This window comes from Methanooceanicella nereidis (genome assembly GCF_021023085.1).
GTDB lineage: Archaea > Halobacteriota > Methanocellia > Methanocellales > Methanocellaceae > Methanooceanicella > Methanooceanicella nereidis.
On the sequence record NZ_PGCK01000003.1, the window covers coordinates 249,943 to 269,652 of the forward strand.

Annotated in this window: 22 protein-coding genes; 13 read left to right on the forward strand and 9 right to left on the reverse strand. The window is 47.4% G+C overall.

The window, feature by feature from the left end:
* Positions 1-59 precede the first annotated feature (59 nt).
* The 4 genes from pyrH (at position 60) to CUJ83_RS05450 (ending at position 3,239) form a co-directional block, all read left to right on the forward strand.
* Positions 60-740, forward strand: a complete 681-nt coding sequence (pyrH, locus tag CUJ83_RS05435) for a UMP kinase (RefSeq protein ID WP_230741268.1) — start codon at positions 60-62, stop codon at positions 738-740.
* Entirely contained in the window at positions 740-1,201 is a 462-nt protein-coding gene (locus tag CUJ83_RS05440) for a hydrogenase maturation protease (protein ID WP_230741269.1), read from the forward strand. The genes pyrH and CUJ83_RS05440 overlap by 1 nt, the downstream gene beginning before the upstream one ends.
* Before the next feature lie 311 nt (positions 1,202-1,512).
* Entirely contained in the window at positions 1,513-1,812 is a 300-nt protein-coding gene (locus CUJ83_RS05445) for a hypothetical protein (RefSeq protein WP_230741270.1), read from the forward strand.
* A 71-nt stretch (positions 1,813-1,883) separates the two neighbouring features.
* A complete protein-coding gene (locus CUJ83_RS05450; protein WP_230741271.1) occupies positions 1,884-3,239 on the forward strand; it encodes an NAD(P)/FAD-dependent oxidoreductase in 1,356 nt (451 codons plus the stop codon).
* A gap of 261 nt (positions 3,240-3,500) precedes the next feature.
* On the opposite strand, the gene purD is transcribed toward CUJ83_RS05450, so the two are convergent.
* From purD to CUJ83_RS05465, 3 genes are all read right to left on the reverse strand, one after another.
* Positions 3,501-4,805 (reverse strand): phosphoribosylamine--glycine ligase, encoded by a 1,305-nt coding sequence (purD, locus tag CUJ83_RS05455; RefSeq protein ID WP_230741272.1) that lies wholly within the window; start codon positions 4,803-4,805, stop codon positions 3,501-3,503.
* A 204-nt stretch (positions 4,806-5,009) separates the two neighbouring features.
* Complete coding sequence (gene pyrE, locus CUJ83_RS05460; RefSeq protein ID WP_230741273.1) at positions 5,010-5,537, reverse strand: orotate phosphoribosyltransferase; 528 nt, start codon at positions 5,535-5,537, stop codon at positions 5,010-5,012.
* A 25-nt stretch (positions 5,538-5,562) separates the two neighbouring features.
* On the reverse strand, positions 5,563-6,087 hold the full coding sequence (locus tag CUJ83_RS05465; protein WP_439651960.1) for a CDP-2,3-bis-(O-geranylgeranyl)-sn-glycerol synthase: 525 nt from the start codon (positions 6,085-6,087) through the stop codon (positions 5,563-5,565).
* Positions 6,088-6,262: 175 nt separating this feature from the next.
* Here CUJ83_RS05465 and CUJ83_RS05470 point away from each other — a divergent pair, with 175 nt between their 5' ends.
* Positions 6,263-6,637, forward strand: coding sequence for a hypothetical protein (locus CUJ83_RS05470; RefSeq protein ID WP_230741275.1), 375 nt, complete (start codon positions 6,263-6,265; stop codon positions 6,635-6,637).
* Positions 6,638-6,709: 72 nt separating this feature from the next.
* The gene (locus tag CUJ83_RS05475) at positions 6,710-7,087 is read left to right on the forward strand and encodes a desulfoferrodoxin family protein (protein WP_230741276.1); all 378 of its coding nucleotides are present in this window, start codon (positions 6,710-6,712) and stop codon (positions 7,085-7,087) included.
* Positions 7,088-7,217: 130 nt separating this feature from the next.
* On the opposite strand, the gene hypE is transcribed toward CUJ83_RS05475, so the two are convergent.
* From hypE to CUJ83_RS05490, 3 genes are read right to left on the reverse strand one after another with little or no spacing between them, the layout of a single operon-like run.
* Positions 7,218-8,219 (reverse strand): hydrogenase expression/formation protein HypE, encoded by a 1,002-nt coding sequence (gene hypE, locus CUJ83_RS05480; protein WP_230741277.1) that lies wholly within the window; start codon positions 8,217-8,219, stop codon positions 7,218-7,220.
* On the reverse strand, positions 8,219-8,563 hold the full coding sequence (gene hypA, locus CUJ83_RS05485; protein WP_230741278.1) for a hydrogenase maturation nickel metallochaperone HypA: 345 nt from the start codon (positions 8,561-8,563) through the stop codon (positions 8,219-8,221). Before hypA ends, hypE begins: the two co-directional genes overlap by 1 nt.
* A gap of 2 nt (positions 8,564-8,565) precedes the next feature.
* Entirely contained in the window at positions 8,566-8,793 is a 228-nt protein-coding gene (locus tag CUJ83_RS05490) for a HypC/HybG/HupF family hydrogenase formation chaperone (RefSeq protein WP_230741279.1), read from the reverse strand.
* A gap of 475 nt (positions 8,794-9,268) precedes the next feature.
* Here CUJ83_RS05490 and CUJ83_RS05495 point away from each other — a divergent pair, with 475 nt between their 5' ends.
* The 4 genes from CUJ83_RS05495 (at position 9,269) to CUJ83_RS05510 (ending at position 13,767) form a co-directional block, all read left to right on the forward strand.
* Entirely contained in the window at positions 9,269-10,237 is a 969-nt protein-coding gene (locus CUJ83_RS05495) for a hypothetical protein (protein ID WP_230741280.1), read from the forward strand.
* A gap of 121 nt (positions 10,238-10,358) precedes the next feature.
* The gene (locus tag CUJ83_RS05500; protein ID WP_230741281.1) at positions 10,359-11,603 is read left to right on the forward strand and encodes an Nre C-terminal domain-containing protein; all 1,245 of its coding nucleotides are present in this window, start codon (positions 10,359-10,361) and stop codon (positions 11,601-11,603) included.
* 427 nt (positions 11,604-12,030) lie between these two features.
* Complete coding sequence (locus tag CUJ83_RS05505; protein WP_230741282.1) at positions 12,031-12,426, forward strand: hypothetical protein; 396 nt, start codon at positions 12,031-12,033, stop codon at positions 12,424-12,426.
* 183 nt (positions 12,427-12,609) lie between these two features.
* On the forward strand, positions 12,610-13,767 hold the full coding sequence (locus CUJ83_RS05510; RefSeq protein WP_230741283.1) for an aminopeptidase: 1,158 nt from the start codon (positions 12,610-12,612) through the stop codon (positions 13,765-13,767).
* Between the two features lie 152 nt (positions 13,768-13,919).
* Here the strand turns inward: CUJ83_RS05510 and CUJ83_RS05515 are convergent, their stop codons facing one another.
* Positions 13,920-15,089, reverse strand: coding sequence for a glycosyltransferase family 4 protein (locus CUJ83_RS05515; RefSeq protein WP_230741284.1), 1,170 nt, complete (start codon positions 15,087-15,089; stop codon positions 13,920-13,922).
* Between the two features lie 93 nt (positions 15,090-15,182).
* Between CUJ83_RS05515 and CUJ83_RS05520 the strand changes: the two genes are divergently transcribed.
* The gene (locus CUJ83_RS05520; protein WP_230741285.1) at positions 15,183-16,058 is read left to right on the forward strand and encodes a damage-control phosphatase ARMT1 family protein; all 876 of its coding nucleotides are present in this window, start codon (positions 15,183-15,185) and stop codon (positions 16,056-16,058) included.
* On the opposite strand, the gene CUJ83_RS05525 is transcribed toward CUJ83_RS05520, so the two are convergent.
* Positions 16,053-16,205: a hypothetical protein gene (locus CUJ83_RS05525; protein ID WP_230741286.1), complete on the reverse strand. Its 153-nt coding sequence runs from the start codon at positions 16,203-16,205 to the stop codon at positions 16,053-16,055. The two genes, CUJ83_RS05520 and CUJ83_RS05525, sit on opposite strands and share 6 nt — an antisense overlap.
* Before the next feature lie 45 nt (positions 16,206-16,250).
* Between CUJ83_RS05525 and CUJ83_RS05530 the strand changes: the two genes are divergently transcribed.
* Positions 16,251-17,441 carry an AI-2E family transporter gene (locus CUJ83_RS05530; RefSeq protein WP_230741287.1) on the forward strand — a complete coding sequence of 397 codons (1,191 nt, stop codon included), beginning with the start codon at positions 16,251-16,253 and terminating at the stop codon, positions 17,439-17,441.
* 38 nt (positions 17,442-17,479) lie between these two features.
* Positions 17,480-18,046: a DUF2085 domain-containing protein gene (locus tag CUJ83_RS05535; protein ID WP_230741288.1), complete on the forward strand. Its 567-nt coding sequence runs from the start codon at positions 17,480-17,482 to the stop codon at positions 18,044-18,046.
* A 950-nt stretch (positions 18,047-18,996) separates the two neighbouring features.
* On the opposite strand, the gene CUJ83_RS05540 is transcribed toward CUJ83_RS05535, so the two are convergent.
* Positions 18,997-19,563, reverse strand: coding sequence for a DUF2085 domain-containing protein (locus tag CUJ83_RS05540; protein ID WP_230741289.1), 567 nt, complete (start codon positions 19,561-19,563; stop codon positions 18,997-18,999).
* Positions 19,564-19,710 lie beyond the last annotated feature (147 nt).

Sequence of the window (19,710 nt, forward strand, 5' to 3'; positions counted from 1 at the left end):
ATCATATCCGGCATCGAAATATTTTTGTAAGGCAGGGTATATTCACAGAGAGGATTACTATGAAGATCGTCATTAAAGTCGGCGGCTCCGCGATAGCCCCGGACCTCGATTCAAAGAGGTTTAAAGCATATGCGAAGGTCATAAAGACTCTCGCGAAGGACCATACTGTTCTCATCGTGGTGGGCGGAGGGACACCGGCGAGAGATTATATCAATGTTTCACGTGAGTTAAAGGCTAATAATTCACTACAGGACTATATCGGCATAGGAGTATCAAGGCTTAACGCAAGGCTGTTGATATCGGCCCTCGAGGACTATGCGTACCCGGAACCTCCCTACGACTATCAGGAAGCGGGTCTTGCGATGTATTCCGGTAAAGTCGTCATTATGGGCGGCGTAGTGCCCGGCCAGACAACCGATGCCGTCGCAGCGATCCTCGCGGAATATGTCCACGCCGACCTTTTAATAAGGACTACGTCGGTCGATGGAGTGTATACGGCCGACCCCAAACTGGACCCGAAGGCGAAAAAGATCGACAGGATGACGCCTCAGGAACTGGTCGACATGGTCACCAAGATAGAGATGACCGCAGGAGCGAACAATATTTTCGACCCGCTGGGAGCCCAGATAGTAAAAAGATCTAAGATCCCGACCATAGTCGTTAACGGAAAAGATCCGAAGAACTTGCTGGACGCGGTCGCAGGCAATCGTATAGGTACACTTATAAAAGGAGATAAATAATGACAAAAACCATTAAGATACTTGGATGCGGCAACGCGCTCGTAGGTGACGACGGAGTCGGTATACGGGTGATAGAGAAGCTACAGGAGATGGACCTGCCCGAGAACGTGGAGTGCATCGACGCGGGCGTAGGGGGACTTAACATCCTTAGCTGGATAGAGGATGCCGATAAAGTTGTCATAATAGACGCGGTCCAGACCGGGAACGAACCTGCGGGTACGATATACCGGTTTACTGACAAAGAGCTTCCGCCTTCGGGCATGTTCATGCTTTCCCTTCACGACCTCAACCTTGTCGATACTATAAATGTCGGCAGGATGGTCCAGAAGATGCCGTCGGAGATAATCATTTACGGCGTCGAAGTAAAGCGCCTGATCGAGTTCACTAAGGAGCTTACCCCTGAAGTTGAGGCCGCCATACCTGAACTGATCGAGCTGGTGCTGGAAGAGATCAAAAAGTAATATTTAATTCTCATTTTATTTTGGCCGATCGGCTGTCTTCAGGCAATTATTGCTTAACAGGACGATTAATTGAAAAAATATCCGCTCAATTTTTTATATGTTATATGTTAACACATATGATACCATTTTTTAGGCATTTTTGATAATTTTTTCCGACATATCAAAATAGTTTATATTATACTCTTATTTTAATCTCCAGTAACCGATAAAATCTTAATACTAAGAAAAACTTAAACTACTGTTACAATGTCAGGTATGATATAACATATCAACATCCAACTTTAGCCTGACCCACATGCAGGGTGGTATTTATGCTTATCAATAAACTTGAGACTGAACTTGATATGCTCGAGCGGCATTTTTTGATACTAAAATATGTAATTGAGCAGGAACCTATCGGGATCATGAAACTATCTGAAGTGACAGGACTTCCGAAACATAAGGTGCGATACTCGCTCAGGGTGCTCGAGCATGAGGGGCTTATCGGACCATCCATGCATGGGGCTGTCACGACCGAAAAGACAAAAATATTCGTTGACACTCTCGAAGAAAAGATAGACAACCTCGATAAAAAGTTCGAAGAGGTTAAGAGGCTGGGTAAAGAGATCTGATCACAGGATAATTATCTTACTCATTTTTATAGTGGATATTTATCCGGTGACATAATATTCGGGTCAATGTCATGTCATCATCGGACAGGATCATTTTCATAGGCGCAGGCGGCCTTGGCCTTACTGCAGCGTTCAACCTTGCGAGAAAAAACCCCGACCTTAAAATAATTGTTTTTTCCAGGGAAACGACGGTAGCATACAGCCAGTGCGGGATGCCTTTCGTTCTTGACGGGAAGATACCCGGTTTTGACAATCTCATATTATACAACCCGGAGGTATTCAAAGACCTCGGCCTTGACGTCCGCACAGGCACGGGCATAGCGTCTATCGACACCGACAGGAAATCCGTTACGACCGATAAGGGTGAGGAAGTCCACTACGATAAGCTTGTGATCGGGACGGGCACGGTACCATTCGTGCCTCCGATACCGGGTACGGGGCTGAGAGGCGTACACCGTTTGATAAACCTGGATGACGGGCGCTCCATACTGAAAAGCATATCTTCATCAAAAAATGCCGTGATAATCGGCGGAGGACCTATAGGTCTTGAGACAGCTCCTGCTTTTTTAGACCGGGGAATCAACCTGACTATTATCGAGCGTATGCCGCAGCTACTTCCGTCGTCGCTGGATCCCGATATGGCGGTATTGCTGGAAGAATATCTTATAAGTAAAGGCGCGCGCGTGATGACCGGAAAAGGTGTCAGTTCCATAAACGGTGCGGAAAGGGTCGAATCCGTCACCGTGGACGGCGAGACAATTCCCGCGGACATGGTGCTTTTAAGCGCCGGTGTCAGGCCGAACGTAGAACTTGCCAGAAAGGCCGGCTTTGAGATCGGGCCTGCGGGCGGTATTGTCGTCGACCCGTATTTCCGGGTAAAGATGAATAACCTGATACTCGATGATGTCTTTGCCGCAGGCGATTGCGCGGAGGTCATAAGCGCGATAACTAATAAGCCGATGCTGTGCGCCGTAGGGAGCGTCGCGAACAGGCAGGCAAGCTACCTGACGGACCAGCTTTTAGGAAAGGGGGCGCCTTACGGGCCTGTTATTTGTCCAACAGTTTGTGTCGTGGGAGACCTGCACATAGGCAGCGTAGGCTTAAACAGCCGGGCATGCGAGTCTATGGGGATAAAGCCAATATCATTTAAGGCTACAGGAAACACCCGTGCAAGATACTACCCGGGCGGAAAAAAGATAAATATCAAGCTGATCTCTGACGGAGAGAGAATAGTCGGCGGCCAGGTGATCGGCGAGGAGGGCGTCCACGGAAGGATAAACACTCTGTCGCTGGGTATCAAGAAAGGCATAACGCCAATAGAGCTTGCCGACATGGAGACGTGCTATGCGCCGCCTGTCTCGCCTATGATAGACCCGATGACATATGCCGCGGAAATGCTCGCGTTAAGATGCGCCAGGAAAAAATAAAGAAATGTCCCCGTGAAGTACACAAAGGCAAATAAGGACCACTATTTTTTTATAAATAATATTAATCTACTAAAAAGTCATTTGTGTACCCTTGTGCCCGTTGAGCGCTTCGTGGTGAAAGCCAGTGCCCTTATCCGCCTTTGTGGGTTTTGTAATCATAAGGAGAAAAAAATAGGGTATTTGGGACAGATCATTAGTTTGCCCTTCACTATTTATTAGTAAAATAGACAGTATATATAGAAAAAAGAACCTGGAGGAAGATTATCTTCCTCTAATGGCTTCCATGTGCTCTATCCTTTTTCTGATGAGAGTCTCTTTCCCGATGTCATGCCTGCAATGGAACTTGCCATGAACGTTTGATAGCCCCATCTCCGCAAGTTTTTCCGCATCGGCGATCCTGTCCGCCATCCCGACGATAGCAAGCGACCTGGATGATGTCGTATATACTTTACCGTCTCTTTCGTTAACGCTGGCATAGTAAACCTTATACTCAGGCCTTTCCACCACTTCAAGAGGCGAATCTTTTACGGGCGAGTCAGGATATCCTGCGGGTACCACGTATTTGCATACGGTGGCCTGCCTCTCGAACTCGATGTCCATCTTATCAAGAGAGCCGTCTATGATAGACTCGCATATATCGACAAAATCGGTCTTAAGCAGCGACAGGACGTTCATCGCTTCCGGGTCGCCGAACCTGGCGTTGAACTCTACGACTTTCATGCCGTTCTTCGTGATCATGAACTGGCCGTATAGTATTCCTTTATATTCCACCCCGGTATCCTTCTTGATAGCCCTTACAGTGGCTTTCATTATCTCAAGCGCCTCATTGTAGTCGTCGAGAGTCATGAACGGCAGGAGCTCAATATTATCCGTATAGGATCCCATGCCTCCCGTGTTGGGACCTTTATCGTCCTCGAACGCTCTCTTATGATCCTGCACCGTGGGCATAGGGGCTATGTGCTCGCCGTCGACGAAAGCCTGTATGGTAACTTCTTCGCCTACGAGCTTTTCCTCTATCACGACTTTATCCTTTTTCAGCACTTCCGCCGCATACTCGCAGGCTTCCGCCACGGTCGTCATATGGTCTCCCATGACCTTGACTCCTTTGCCTCCGGTCAATCCTGCGGGTTTTACGACTATGTCCGGATTATCCTTCAGGTACCTGCAGGCGTCGTCATAATCGCTGTAGACCTTGAATGTCGGCAGGCCTTTTATTTTGTTCCTGGCCATGAACTCCCTTGTCCATGCCTTATCGAACTCGATCTGGGCTGCGAGCTTTTTGGGGCCTACTGCCGGTATCCCGACATCGTCCAGAGCGTCGGCAAGGCCGGCCGCCAGAGGCGATTCCGGGCCTATGATGGCAAAATCCACTTTATTCTCTTCGGCGAATCTTACGACTGCCGGCACGTTCGTTTCTTTCTCAAGCAGATAGTCAGCTGAAAGCTTTTTTATCCCCGGGTTCAAGTTTCCCATCACTGCATATATCTTCGGGGAATACTTGCTCCTGGCGAGCGCCTCGGCGATCGCATGCTCTCTGCCTCCCGAACCAACTACAAGGATCTTCATCAATATCAACTCACATGAATGTAATGAACGTTTTTAATCGCATAGACTCATAATGCTATGCTTTATCATAATGACTTAAATCATAGATAAGCTTAATGAGCGGCTAATAAATGAATAAAATAGGGGTTATTATAGTAACCTTATCACAACTCGATAGACACTTCCTATTTCCTGTTAAAAAGATAAAAATGGCAGGGTAATCTATCAGGGCTTATAACCCAGAAGTTCGCTGGACTTAACAAGGGACAGGACCTTTATACCCTCTTTTTCCAGGTTTTCCCGGCCGCCTTCTTCCCTGTCGACGACACAAACTACGGTATCGACCACAAGTCCCGCTTCCCTTAATGCGTGGACAGCGCCGAGCGCACCCTTTGCTGTCGTAACGACGTCCTCCACGACGAAGACCTTATCGCCCTGTTCGAAAACGCCCTCTACGAGCTTGTTAGTGCCGTAGCCTTTCTTCTCTTTCCTGACTATGACAAACGGCATGCCGCTTTTTACGCTGGCGATCGCCGCGAGCGGTATCGAGCCGATCTCTATGCCCGCGAGCCTTTTGGATCCCCCGGGTATCATCTTCGCTATGCGTTCTCCGATAGCCTCAAGGCATTTAGGGTTTGTCTCAAAAATGTACTTATCAACGTAATATTTACTCTTTCTGCCGGAGGAAAGCGTGAAATCACCGAACTTCACGGCTCCGGTCTCTTTCAGCATTTCAACGAGTCCGATGTCCATGTTGAGCATCTCCATTAAATGATATTTACCAGGGTTCCTTTTTCGCGCCGATCTTGAAGCCGATAATATTGGTCGACAGGTGTAGTATCGGAGTGATCAAGAGCACTGTGATGATTATCCCTATGGTGAAATTAGCCAGCATCCATGACGGGTCTACAATATACGTCAGTATCCATGCTCCGATGACAAAATCAAGCTGGTCGGCAAGCGGGAGCATCTGCCCTCTTTCATATCCCATGCGCCTTTTGATGAAACTCTTTGCCATATCGCCTATCAGCGCACCCACTGGCAACGTTATCAATGCTAGGTACGATATGCTGGTAAATGCTTCGGGGTCAACGTATTCTGCAAAGCACGGCGCGATATGGGGGGCAATGACCAGTTGTAAGGCTCCTACCGAAGCCCCTATCATAGAGCCCATAATAAAACCCCTGTAGGTCTTACCGTCTCCTAGTATACGTCGATCGTCCCGGAATTTTTTTCCGAGGTCGACGGGCTTGCCACCGCCGAATAAAGCTGCCGCGGGGTTTGCTATATAGGCTGGAAGCATGAACCACAACGATAATATTATCAAATCTATCATGATAAATTCCATTCCATTGCTGGCCGGATTTTAAAGTCAAATTAATATCTTTATATATCAATGTTTTCGTGTAAAATTTTAAGATGGCTTATTTTCCCGATATTATATAATATTTAAAGTAAGGCAAATGGGGGATGAAACTATGATCTGGAGAAAAAATGCAGCGTTAATGGCTGATTTTCTTAATATGTGTATGGCACCGGTGACCGGTATGGCCCATAAGCCCGAGGTCTCCATAAGCACTCCGGAAAGCCTCAAAAAAGGTACGACAACAACGATAATTTTATCCGTAAATCATCTCGGGACCGGGCCGGAACATTATGTGGACAGGGTCGCTCTTTATGACGGGGACAAACTGCTCAAGGAATGGACATATGGCAGGGACAACTATGTAAAAGACCGATCCTGGGACCTTAAGCATCAATGTTCTCTTGATAGGGACGCCGATCTGAGGGCTGTGGTTCACTGTAGCGATAACGCAGAGAGCTCGTATGGCATGAAAGTGAACGTGAAGTGATCATCAGCATGATCCCATTTTTCATGGTCCCGATAATCAGATGAAAAGACAATATTATAAGGAGGTCCATCTTTGAAAAGTTCTGGAAAAATAGTGCTGACGGCAATTATCTTATTGGCCATGTATATGATACCGCTGACAGTATTGGCTAATGTGCCATCGGTATCGATAAGCGCGCCTTCTACCGTATCTAGCGAGATGCCGGCCACAGTTACCGTAATAGTAAACCATCTGGGTTCAGGTCCCGGACACTTCGTGGATAAGGTCACTCTCTATGACGGTAATAAAATGTTAAAGGAATGGAGCTTTGACAGTAGCAGCTATAAAAAAGGCCCAACATGGGATATTAGTTATACAGGCAACTTCGATAAGGACGCTAATTTAAAGGCTATAGTACATTGCAACATCCATGGCGATGGTGCCGGCACAGAGACAATGATCGTTAAATGATCTTCCGGTAATAAGGCCATAATAAAATGATGGCTCAATTACCGACTTTTTTTAATTCAGTCACAGTTAAAGAGCTTTTCAGAAAATCATTTTTTTAAAAGCTGATAATAAAAATAGAAATCAGGGTCTACTAGCAGACCCTCGGTACTGGATCGCCCAATGGCGGCTCTATGAATCTCTGGCCGCCGATCTTCGTCTTCATGATGACGCCTTTACCTTCTGTAACGGTGCCTATGATGACTGCATCTTTCCCATATTTAGTATTCTTTATAGCGGCAAGCGTCTCATCGGCCTTGTCCGCCCTGACGCCTATCACTGCCTTACCCTCGTTCGCCACTTCCATCGGGTCGATACCGAGCATGTCGGCAGCGGCTTTAACGTCCTGGCGTATCGGGAGCGCTTCCTCTTCTATCACTATCTTAACGTGGCTTTTACTCGCCATTTCGTTGAGCACGTTCGCGACACCGCCTCTGGTCGGGTCTTTCATGGCAGTCACTCCGCCGACGTCAAGCGCAGCCTTTACAGTGTTCCATATCGGGGCGCAATCCGATCTCAGCTCCGTGCCGAACTTGAAGCCCTCTCTATGGGATATGATCGATATGCCGTGATCGCCTATCGTGCCTGTGACGATGATGACGTCCCCCGGGTTAAGGCCGGAATCACGTATGGGTGTGTCCGCTATGCCTATGCCGGCGGTGTTGATCAAAATGCTGTCAAGCGCTTCCTTTGGCAGTACTTTCGTATCGCCTGTCACAAGGGCTGCTCCGACCTCTCCCAGAGCTTCGTCGACAGATTCCACGATCTTTTTCAGGTCATCCATAGAGAAGCCTTCGGGGATTATCACGCCGTTAGTCAGGGCTACCGGCCTGGCGCCCATCATTGCCAGGTCATTTACCGTGCCGGATATTGATAACCTGCCTATGTCGCCTCCGGGGAAAAAGATAGGCTTAATCACGTGGCTATCCGTCGTCAAAACAATGTATTTGTCCCCGAACGGTATAGCTGCGCCATCGTCCAGGGCTTCGAGCCCGACGCCGCCAGCGTTGTTGTTCTTGATGTTGGCGAATACGCTGCCGATGAGCGACTGCATCATCTCTCCGCCCGCACCGTGTATAAGGCTGACTTTATCCATTATACCTCTATCTCCATATTTTTTAGACTGATGTCTCTACCCGCTATGAGCTTGAGCGTCTTACTGCATTTCGGACACGAGCAAGTGTATTTATCCTCTACAGGCCCTTCATAGCCGCAGCTTTCGCATTTTGCCACTGCCGGGACTTTAACGAGGTTCAGCTTCGATCCTTTCAGCATATTCTCCTCGGTCAGGACCTCATACATGAAGATAAGCTGTTCGGGGTTCACCATGGCCATTTCCCCGACCTCGACGGTGACGCTCAGCACCTGCTTTGCATTGTTCTGCTGAGCCGTGGCTATGGCTGCGTTGATAAGGTCCGTCGCTATGCTTAGCTCGTGCATGTTTACTGTTCCTCGTCCATTTTTGCTATCTCTTCGAGCAACCTTAACGTTTCCAGCGCTTCTTTCTCATCTATTTGCTGAATAGCGAACCCTGTATGGACCAGGACCCAATCATCGACCTTCGGGTTTTCGAGGAGGTCTATTCTTACTTCCTGGGTGAGGCCTCCGAAATCGGCTACCGCTGTATTCTCCTTGATCTCTTTTAATTGAGCAACGACTGCAAGACACATGTGCTTTCATTTCTCCTGTTCGGTCAGGCAAAAACGCCTGATAATGACATTAAAACATGCTGGTAAATATTCTTCTTTGATATTTGCCTGTTCATTCAAATACATTTCTATTAAAATAATTTGCCCTGTGTCGGGAAGGGTTTTACCTCGTCTTACAGTCCCATGTAAGGATGAAGGGGGGATAAGATAACATCGGGTTACTTAATTTTTGCCAAAATAATTATCCCTGATTGAAAAACTAATTTCATTGTGCCATAATTACCTGATTTCCGTGTTTTTACTGTTGTTATATATTGGATAATTGATTTTTAGACATTAAATGGTTATATATTAATAAATTTTATTTATTACTCAATATACAAAATTAAGCAAAGCATCGATCCTATAAAATGACCGGATAACTGTGACGGTGACGATCACCAAGGGTTCGGGCCGGGCATTGACCGGTCCACATCAACGGTAAAGAGGTATCAGTATGAAACGAAATGTGCTAGTAGCGATAATACTTGGATTAATAGTAGTCAGCTCTGTCATCCTTGTTTTCCAGAGCATATTAAATCCGGCCCCTGCAGGAGACTCATCGGGGCCGGACCCCACACCTGCCGCGGCGTCGGATGACGGGAGTTCCGTAAAAGCCGATGTGCTGGAAAAGTTTGACATGTTAAAAGAGATGATCAGTGCCGGGGGATATTCCTTCGGAGGCGCTTCCATTCAGCAGGTCGGAGGGGATGAGGTTGCGATGGTCTACATCTACAGGCCTGTGGCATCTGGCGACACTGCAAGCCTGCTCTTAGCGGGCTATACGGCCCTGTACCCGGTTTTTGACGTTAAAGACCCGCTGCTCGTAGGGCTGGTGGATACCACTGAAAAGATAAATCCCTCGCAATATAAAGTCGACATCTATGCTCTTGAGCGTTCCTCGATAAAATCGTATATGGACGGGGGAGCGACAGCTTCGGAGATCGCGGATAAGGCTATCGTTGTCACTCCGGAGACCCAAAGCCTGAGGGCGTCCGACAGCCCTGTAAATAAGACCCGTATGTCGATAGACCTGGAAGCGGCGTTCAAGGAAAACGATAATGGCTTTGTTGAGCCTCCCGACAGGTCCACTTACGTTACCGAATATATGAATGAGTCCGGATTCGACTCAGTAAAAGTGGCGCCCGGTAACCTGGAGAACGGTGAAAAGATAGTGTCTCTGACTGTCACCACGCCAGGCGGGATGACCAACGAACAAAAATATGATGTCCTGGACGCCTCTCTAAAGGCGCTCTGCGGCGGCTATGGCGATTACGATCGCTTTATGATAAGCCTGATACCGACCGCCGGGACTGACTACTATGTAGTGGATGCCGGGGCAAATCCCGTATTGAACTACATGGACGGCGACATCAGCCAGAGGCAGCTATATAATGCTATCAACCTGACATATTACACCAAATAAACGCTGGTTGTCTGAATAGAAAATATGTGCCCGGGTCTGGTTCAGGCGGGGACCCGGGCATCTATATTATTTTCAATGAGCATGCAAAACCATTATTCTTTTTAGCGGCTTTATTCAGAGTGTGGATAAGCAAGTCACTTTTAATGCCGGCTACGGGGAGAGCAGAAAAGAGTCTCTCTGCTCCAGATGTAAGGGATTCATGGCCTTATGCGGCAAGAAGGTCTGCCCTATCCTCATAAAATCCAAAACCTATCTTGACCTTGAATCCTTAAAGAGCACGAATATCGCCGGTTCGGCGCCTCCGGCAGTATTCGTCGGAAGCTTCGGGTATCCAAAGGTCATCGCAGGCCCGCTCATACCGCCCGTATGCGGGGATACAATGCACATGGACTCGGAACACTGGATCGGCTCCAGCTTTGACGATATTCTCCGGTACCGGTTCCAGCTCGTGAGAAGTAAGTCCGTGATCGATATACACAGCGCGTCGGACCCCTCAGGCATCCTGGAAAAAGTGCAGGAAATGGTGCTTTCGGATAGGTCCGTGGACACCGAGGCATCTTTTGAGAAAAAGCCCGATACAAGGGTAGCATTTTCAGCACGTGAGGCACCATCGGGCCCTTCAGCCTCCCTTAAAGATCTCACCATCGTCGATAACCCTTCAGTCCCGCGTAAAGTGGACAGGGTGACATCCGACACCGACTATAAAGCCGCGCCGGGTGTCGTTGAGCTGTTCGAAAGCGGGGTTGACCAGAGACAGATCACCCGGTTATTCTCGGTGGGACTTCTGGGACAAAAGGAGAACAGGAGGCTGGTGCCCACAGGATGGAGCATAACCGCGGTTGATGATATCGTGGGAAAAGGACTTGCTGACGGCGTAAAATACTATCCTACAATAGACCAGTATATGGTCTTTGGAGCGGAAGCGCTGGCAAATAATGTGAGAATATTATTGACACCCACGACGTGGATGTTCGAAGCGCTTGAGCTCTGGCATATGAGCGCGCCCAACTATCATGTCGACGCAGATTTCGAGTTTTATGAAGGTAGAAAGACCTATGCTTCGAATACGGCGGGAGCTTACTATGCGTCCAGGCTGCCTGTACTGGAATACCTCGATGGTATCCGAAGGCAGGCGGGAGCGATAGCTTTCCTTGAAGTGAAGAATGACTGGATACCGCTGGGAGTGTGGCGGTTCAGGGAACTTGCCAGGGAAGCTATGAACTCGGTCCCGGAGTGCTTTGACACTCTGGACAAGGCTATAAACTCAATATCCTCGAAAATATACACGCCTATGTCGCCATGGCTTAACGCCAGTACGCTTTACAGGTATCTGCGCCAGCAGAAAAGGCTCTTTGATTTCTTTTAATGACTAAAATATCAGGTCATTATCCCGTATAATAGCTGATGGTACGATCCCGGGTGCATACCGGGAATAAAGATTTTTTCCTCCCGGCGGATGGCGGACGATCCCACGATCGAGCCGCTGGGATGAAAATCGCCCGAAAATGCTTTGAATATGCGGAAAAGAATCCGGCTGGAGATCAAATATTCCTTAAACCTGCCGGTTAACCGAATATCCCGTATAAGCAGTCAAAAATAATGGATGTTGGCGGAACTTCTCTCCATTAAGGGAATTTAATCCATGTCCCGTGAAATTTACGGCATTTATCACTAAATTCTAATAAAATAATCTATTTCATTTATCTATACAGTAATTTTAGCCTGGCTATCAACCGTTTACCCCCCGAACGTGAGCGAAAATGTATTTAGACTATAACTTTCAACAGTTGCTCATGAATAAAAAAACGGGGACCGACTCTATCCAGAGAAAAACCGAGCTTATCAATAAGAAAGTCCGGGAAATAAACGAGCGCAGGAGGGGAATGAAGGTAACGTCCATAGAGGATGAGCTGGACAGGCAAGAGCTAAGGAATTACATAAGATTCCTTGGGGTCGATCAGGGGACCATCCGGCTGGAATCCGCGAACGGAGAAATGTTTCGCGGCAACAAAATATATACTGCGATCCTTGCCGTCGAGGGCCTTATAGAATTATTGATCCTGTTTATTTCCGCATCCATACTGCTAAAGCCGGACATTACAAATAATGATCTCGTCACCGTTATCCTGTTAATGCTCCTGTTCTTTGGTATCGCGTATACCATGTTTTCAGAGCTGCGCAAAAAATAGTCGGAGTATCGGTCTCCGGCTCTTCCTAGTTTTTCACTCCCCGGATAAATTTGCTTACCGCGATCCCCTGGCAATTTTTATCCATTTACATTTCTGCCTTGCATGTCACATCTCAGGTATTATCCGTCTTTGACGTAACATGCACAAGATAATTTATTCAACATATAATACAACCTACATAACATGATCGACCCTGCAATGTTCCCAAAGCTTGCTGAAAACATCCTGAACCTTTTAAACGTCAGAGACGGCGAGGCGATTTTCATATCCGGAGGCATCCATGAGCAGGGTTTCCTTGAAGAGATCGGTATACAGGTAGCCCGCCGAGGTGCGGAGCCGTTCATTCATTCGGTGTCTAACGATTTTCAAAAAAGGATGCTCGAGACCTACACAGTCGACCAGTACAGGCGAACTCCAAAGATAATGAAGGGTGTGACAGAATCAATGGATGCTTATGTTATCATAGAGCCATATTTCGACCCTTCCATCAAATCATTTTACCGGGAAAAGATGCAGGCGCGGTCTGACGGCATGTTCCCGATCATGCAGATCATATATGGCGAGCCCGGAAAACGATGGGTATACATGGGATGGGCGACCGAGCCTATGGCCAAAATGTACGGCGTGCCGGTCGAAATCCTGGAAAAGCTGGTCATCGGCGGGTGTAACATTGACTATGGAAGACTGATGGTCGATTGCGAGTACCTGAGAAAAGTCCTTGACGGCGGAAGATATGTTCACGCGACGGACCCATATGGCACTGATTTTAAGCTGAACATAGAGGGAAGAAGGCTTAACCTGGATGACGGCCTCTGGTCAGCCGAAAAAGAAGCCGAGGGTAACAAGGGCGGGAACCTGCCAGCGGGAGAAGTCTTTGTCGCGCCTGTGGAAACCTTTGGAGAAGGCCGTATATACTGCCCCCTTACTATCGATGACCTCACAAGGGGCATCATAATAAAAGGCGTCACGCTGGAATTTAAGGACGGGACGCTGATACCCGAGAAGTGCACAGCCGATACTAACGAAAGCGTGCTGCGGGACACCCTGGAAAAGATGGTCGAGCTGGACATAAAAAAATACGGGGCGCCGAATGCTTTGAAAGTGGCAGAACTGGGTATCGGACTGAATCCGGTTATCGATCGGGCCATAGGGTATATTCTCACGGACGAAAAGATAGGCGGCTCTGTCCACGTCGCTTTTGGCAGAAGCGACATGTACGGCGGAAACGTCCAGAGCAACATGCACTGGGATTTTGTGACCTCTCCGGAGATCACGCTCGAAGTGGAATACAAGAACGGGGATAAAAAGTTAATAATGAAAGACGGTAAGCTTCAATATTGATCTTTTCAGTTAGCTCATCATTTCTCCCATTATACTACTTTATTTAAACCGTCCGGTGTCATGTTATTCTTATGTTTTGAACGAGGATATTAAAGATACAGTTATTCAGGTCGTATCAGAAGTACTGGCATCGAAAATGAAAACTTATAGCGTTACTGTGACTGTATCTTTTTATAAAGCCCTATGGTCTCATCGGCGATATAGTCCCAGTTATATATGGCATCTATCAATTTTTTGCCCTGCCCTCCCATCCATTTCAGGGCACCGGGCTTATTAATGACGTTCGTTATGCACCATGCTATGGATTCAGGGTACATCCGTGCCTTTATACCGTTGACGAAATTGTCTATTATCTGCACCGCGTCCGTGCCTATCACCGGCTTTCCAATATCCCAGGCTTCCAGGACTACTATGCCGAAAGGCTCGTTCCGGGACGGGACAACGAGCATGTCGCACGCGTTAAATATATCGATCAGATGATCGTCGGGAAGGTACCCGGTAAAGATGCATGCGTCGCTAACTCCCATTTTTTTTGCCTTTCTCTCACAGGCGCCCCTCATGTCCCCTTCCCCTACAAAGATAAACTTAGCATCGCCGCGCTTTTTCAATACGAGCGGAACCGCGTCGACAAGCAGGTCGGGGCCTTTCTGATATCGCATCCTGCCGACAAAAAGGATGACAGGAGCCAGGGGATGTATGCCGTATCTCTCCTTCACACTCCCCGGGTCGAGGTCCTTCTTCATCTTTCCGGGAAAGATGCCGTTCGGGATAAGATTGATCTTTTCTGACGGAATGCTATAGAGGAACTGGATCTCCTCTTTTAGCACAGGTGATGTTGCGATCACCTTTTTTGATTCGTATCCTCCCAGCCATTCTCTATGGGATATCTCTCTGGCATCGGGCCATGAGCCGAACTTGTTGCCGTTCCTGCCCCACTCTGTCGAATGGTATGTCAGGATATAGTCTCTGCCATCTTCATGCTTTAACCGGTTCAGGGCGGTCACCGGGTGCCAGTCATGTCCGTGCAGGATGTCGAATTTCCCGAACATGTCCTCCACTGAATGAAACCTTTCGACGAATTTGTCGCACATGGTGTTCATCTGGTTCACTATGTTGCCAAACTGGTCATATTTTACTCGCTGATACCTTACGCCGTTTACATTATCGTACGGCTTGTAGTCCCCTGCCCTTGTAAATACGTGCACTTCATGGCCTTTTGACGCTAAGGCCTCGGAAAGTTCCGATACATGAGGGGCAAGGCCGCCTACTTTTACCGCATGAAGGCTTTCCCATGAGAACATTGCGATGCGTAGTGTCTCCATAGATACCTATTAGTATATATTTACTAATATATAATACTTTAATGTCGGGAAAAGAATTTATCATATGCCCATGTTTATTTAGCTCGAGAATACATGAGATCCGACCCAAGATGCGCTCCCTGTCTTTTGAACCGCGTTCTGTACGAAGCCGAGCTTTCCACAACTGATAAAGAGCTAAAGTTTATGGCTATCCAGGGTGGCATTGAGTTCCTTCGGGAAAATTTCAAGCCCGGCACCAACGCTATCCAGATATCTACCGGCATACACAGAAAGGCTTACAGTATTTTAGGCGACGAGGACCCATACCGGGAAAAGAAAGCCGAGAGCAACAGGATCGCTGCGGCGATGATCCCTACTGTCAGAGAATATATCTCCGGCGCAAAGCCTGAGGATCGTTTCAGGAAGGCCGTGCTGGCGTCCATTATCGGGAACAGCTTTGACTTCGGAGTGCAGGGCCATAAGGTCGAGACGGAGAACTTTGACGGGTTCTTTAATGAACTCTTCGAGAACGGCCTGGACGTTGACGACACGGACAGGATCCTTGAGCTTGCCCGGAACGGTAAAGTGATATATCTCTGCGACAACTGCGGCGAGATCTATTTTGACGAGCTTGTCCTGGAGCAGCTAAAGGAAGCTAACGCACACGTTACCCTTGTGGTGAGGGGCGGATACATACTCACGGACGTTACGATGGAAGACGTCGCCAGGATGGGTCTTGACAAAAAGGTCGACATTGTGATGACCACCGGGTCCAACGCGATAGGGATAAGCCTGGAGGAGGCCCCCGAAGAGTTGCTTGAAGCCATGCGGGGCGCATCGGTAATAATAAGCAAAGGCATGGCGAACTACGAGGCACTGTCGGAAGAGGACTTTAAGCCTATCGCATACCTGCTAAGGTCTAAATGCGAGCCGGTATCCCAATCTCTGGGAGTTAAAAAAGATATGAACGTGGCTAAATTATACTTATAATTTAGTCAGTGTCTTTCCAACACATTCTCGGGTCTCACGGGCAGTGTCCATGCATTCTCTGGAATCGCAAAGGAACCTGCCAAAATGGGCCCTTGTGGCGTCCTTTCCGCATATCGCGCATTTTTTTCCTTTGTAAAAATCACTCATGGCTGATACATAAGGTTTTTAGTATAATAAATATTATTACAATACGTGAACGGTTTCTTATCTAGGGTCTATGATACAAAGTGGATAATTTTCGGAGTGGCGCTAATATTGCTGCTGTTATGGATAGGCTGGCCATTCCTTGATGTTTTCGTATATGCCATATTCGTTTACTATATAACGAGGCCTATCAAGAAAAAGCTCAAGCCCTATATAAAAAGCGATTCGCTGCGTGTACTGATATGTATGCTGGTGCTGGTATTACCGCTGATATTGGTAATATCCTATACGCTCCTGGTGGGAATATCCGAGCTTAACAGGGCTGTGGCAGGCTCCGGTATCAACTCGGGCATGGTAAGCGGCCCCCTGGCTAACCTTAGCGTGACGGCTTATCAGATCCAGAGCAACCTAACCCTTGAATCCTTAAGCCTCGAGAGTATAATGAACGTTACCGAACAGGAATGGTATAAGACATTGACAGGGAGCGTGGGCTCTCTGGCCGGTATCCCGCAGATACTGCTTGCGACGGGAGGCACCATTGCCGACATACTATTCAAGCTGTTCCTGATATTCCTCGTGGCGTTCTATCTTCTCCGCGACGATGATCGTCTTATATCCTGGATCAAGAAGAGTTTCCCGAACTTCATGAGGGAGCATGATAATATCCTGCCCAGGTTCGCTAAATCCGTTGACAGGGACCTCGAAGTGATATTCTTCGGTAACATACTCAGTATAGTGTTCTTCGCGATAGTGTCCGCGGTGACCTTCAGCGTCCTGAACATGTTCGCTCCGGACCCGACGCTTCAAATACCCTATTCGATACTGATGGGCATACTTTGCGGAATATCGGCGCTCGTCCCGGTCGTAGGGATGGCTCTCGTGATAGTGCCGCTTCTTCTATATATCGCCATAACCTCGTTGATAGCGGGCACGCTACTGCCGAACATCGTGTTTTTCATAATAATGATAGTCGTGATCTTCATATTCGTCGAAACGCTGCCCGATTTCGTCCTGAGGCCTATCATGGCCCGCGGCCAGGTCCATACAGGCCTTTTGATGTTCGCATACATACTCGGCCCGATAGTGTTTGGCATATCCGGCTTATTCTTAGGCGCTATAGTGCTCGTACTGATCACCCGTTACTTCGGCATGGTCGTACCGCAGCTATCGAAGGACGCCCGTCGGGAGAAGGGCTTGCCAGAGACTGATGAAGACAGCATTAAAGATATAAATGAATAACATCTTTATCATTTCAAAAGCTCCCGGTAGTGATCATTTTGTTCAGGGATTTCGATAAGCATCTTATAAGAATGGCTTCGTTCTTAGTCAGGCACTGGCTGCTACTCATCAATGGGATCGTGTTATTGTTCATACTGCCGATAGTGCTGGCACCTGTTTTCATGAATACCGGGAACACTTTCTTAACAGGCATTGCAGAGATAATAATGGCAGGCTATCATGCGACATGCCATCAGATGCCTGAAAGGTCGCTATTCATATTCGGCTATTCGATGGCCGTATGCTCCAGGTGCTTCGCCATCTATGTGGCATTCCTTATAGGGGGCATCGCCTTCTATTTCGTCAGGGACAGGCTTCAGCCTTTTAATATAATCTATTATGTGTTATTCTGCATCCCGATGGCACTTGACGGCTTCACGCAACTGTTCGGGTTCCGCGAGAGCACTAACCTTCTGAGGATCATCACCGGCGTGATTTTCGGATTGGGAAGCGCATTATATGTATTCCCCTACATGCAGGCGATATTCAAGATGGAAAAAGAGGAGAGCGAGCGCCTTAAGATGGAGCTCGAACGCCATAAGCCGGAACAAAACGAGTCCTCATGATCATTGCCATAAATTTGATCATAACCCCTTTCAAAAATACTCAACACTGAATGCGATCGGTGGCATTACTTTTCCACATCGAAGGGCAGAAGGCAAATAAGGACCACTGGCTTTCACCACAAAGGGCGCTTCGTGGTGGAAGTTAGTAGTCCTTGTTCGCCGTTGTGCGCTCCCATGAAAGACTTTTTGATGGTCTCTGTAAAGACTTGCATGTAACATTCATTATGGGATCGATGTTCTGCCGTTGTGCCTGTCGGATGGCAGGCAGGCACGTAACCTCACAGAAACACAGAACCACAAATTTTTTTTTTTAGAATTTAAGGTCACGAAAACCCAAAGGTTCACTCACCAAACCACAAAGGGCTCTAGTATCACCGTCAACGCACTAAAGTCTCTAATGCACGGCTTAATGCTCGAAGTGCTCTAATTCACCAACGCTAAAACAAGGCCCGAACATTCTCCAAAACACTAAATTTTAACTGCACGGTTGACGCTTACACGACTAATATCACTGCTATAGGTCAAGGGGAACACAAACCGGGATATTGAACTTTTGTGGTTTGGGGAATGTTCGTGTCTTGTTTTAGCGTTGGTGAATTAGAGCAGGTTGGTGCGTTGAGCCGAGCGTTTGGGCTGTTTGTGCGTTGACGGTGATACTTGAGCCCTTTGTGGTTTGGTGAGTAAATTCTTAGTGCTTTTTGTGCCCTTAAAAAATCATATAAAAAATTTTGTGTTTCCGTGTTTCTGTGAGGTTACGTGCCTGCCTGCCATCCGACAGGCACAACCATAAAAACTTCATCTCAAAGACAATTTAGTAAGACACGTTTGTTCATTCTTAAAACCTGAGCAAGACCCCGCTCATCAAAGATTTCGTGGTGAAAAAGGACAGGGACGCCCGGTCTGGCGCTTTTGTAAAAATTTTAGACGTTAGATCCCTGTTAATCGACTTTTTATTTAATGGGCCAGACCATGTCTTTTAGTCTTTTAACAACGCCGTTTACAGTCTTATCGTCTTTTCTTGAGACAATATCCCATATCAGCTCAAGCAGGGCCCATATGAATGGCAGCGCCCATACCATCAACAGTGCATAGCCCAGGCCGTAAGGGAAACCCGCTATGATCCTGAGCTCGTTGGTACTTTCCCTCAAGCCGAACAGCTGTGTGACGCCGTCGATGCCTGTCGGTACGAATAGTAAGCCGAAAAGGATCCAGTTCATCTTGAATTCCTTTGTCCCGAAGCCTTTCAGCCTGAAGAATAATAGACCCAGGGCCGTGGCGATGTAGATCGACGTGCAGCGTGCGCACACCGGCATTTTAATGTCGTTTAAGAATATCGATCTCCACGGGAGCTGATGGCACAGCGGGGAGAAGAATGTGTGTATTGAGTCCGATAATGAAAGATATCCCGGATCCGAGGATGTTATGGAGAGCAGTACCGGGGGAACGAATATTAGAACGCTTATAATGATATAAGATGCAAGTATTATGTCATAGATTAACATTTTTAAGTCTATCATCGGTTGGTCCCAATTCTATACGGTATTTGGAGTATAAATGCCTTTAGAAAGACCTGCAGAATATGATCCATAGCTTTATAAAAAAACTATGTTATGCCTTTTTATTATATGGTATGAAAAAGTGATACCTCTTTCGTAAAATATAAT

Bases quoted from the DNA above. Each gene is read 5' to 3' on its own strand.
- pyrH (WP_230741268.1), top strand. From the start codon at position 60: ATGAAGATCGTCATTAAAGTCGGCGGCTCCGCGATAGCCCCGGACCTC.
- CUJ83_RS05440 (WP_230741269.1), top strand. From the start codon at position 740: ATGACAAAAACCATTAAGATACTTGGATGCGGCAACGCGCTCGTAGGT.
- CUJ83_RS05445 (WP_230741270.1), top strand. From the start codon at position 1,513: ATGCTTATCAATAAACTTGAGACTGAACTTGATATGCTCGAGCGGCAT.
- CUJ83_RS05450 (WP_230741271.1), top strand. From the start codon at position 1,884: ATGTCATCATCGGACAGGATCATTTTCATAGGCGCAGGCGGCCTTGGC.
- purD (WP_230741272.1), bottom strand. From the start codon at position 4,805: ATGAAGATCCTTGTAGTTGGTTCGGGAGGCAGAGAGCATGCGATCGCC.
- pyrE (WP_230741273.1), bottom strand. From the start codon at position 5,537: ATGGACATCGGACTCGTTGAAATGCTGAAAGAGACCGGAGCCGTGAAG.
- CUJ83_RS05465 (WP_439651960.1), bottom strand. From the start codon at position 6,087: ATGCTTCCAGCCTATATAGCAAACCCCGCGGCAGCTTTATTCGGCGGT.
- CUJ83_RS05470 (WP_230741275.1), top strand. From the start codon at position 6,263: ATGATCTGGAGAAAAAATGCAGCGTTAATGGCTGATTTTCTTAATATG.
- hypE (WP_230741277.1), bottom strand. From the start codon at position 8,219: ATGGATAAAGTCAGCCTTATACACGGTGCGGGCGGAGAGATGATGCAG.
- hypA (WP_230741278.1), bottom strand. From the start codon at position 8,563: ATGCACGAGCTAAGCATAGCGACGGACCTTATCAACGCAGCCATAGCC.
- CUJ83_RS05490 (WP_230741279.1), bottom strand. From the start codon at position 8,793: ATGTGTCTTGCAGTCGTTGCTCAATTAAAAGAGATCAAGGAGAATACA.
- CUJ83_RS05495 (WP_230741280.1), top strand. From the start codon at position 9,269: ATGAAACGAAATGTGCTAGTAGCGATAATACTTGGATTAATAGTAGTC.
- CUJ83_RS05505 (WP_230741282.1), top strand. From the start codon at position 12,031: ATGAATAAAAAAACGGGGACCGACTCTATCCAGAGAAAAACCGAGCTT.
- CUJ83_RS05510 (WP_230741283.1), top strand. From the start codon at position 12,610: ATGATCGACCCTGCAATGTTCCCAAAGCTTGCTGAAAACATCCTGAAC.
- CUJ83_RS05515 (WP_230741284.1), bottom strand. From the start codon at position 15,089: ATGGAGACACTACGCATCGCAATGTTCTCATGGGAAAGCCTTCATGCG.
- CUJ83_RS05520 (WP_230741285.1), top strand. From the start codon at position 15,183: ATGAGATCCGACCCAAGATGCGCTCCCTGTCTTTTGAACCGCGTTCTG.
- CUJ83_RS05525 (WP_230741286.1), bottom strand. From the start codon at position 16,205: ATGAGTGATTTTTACAAAGGAAAAAAATGCGCGATATGCGGAAAGGAC.
- CUJ83_RS05540 (WP_230741289.1), bottom strand. From the start codon at position 19,563: ATGATAGACTTAAAAATGTTAATCTATGACATAATACTTGCATCTTAT.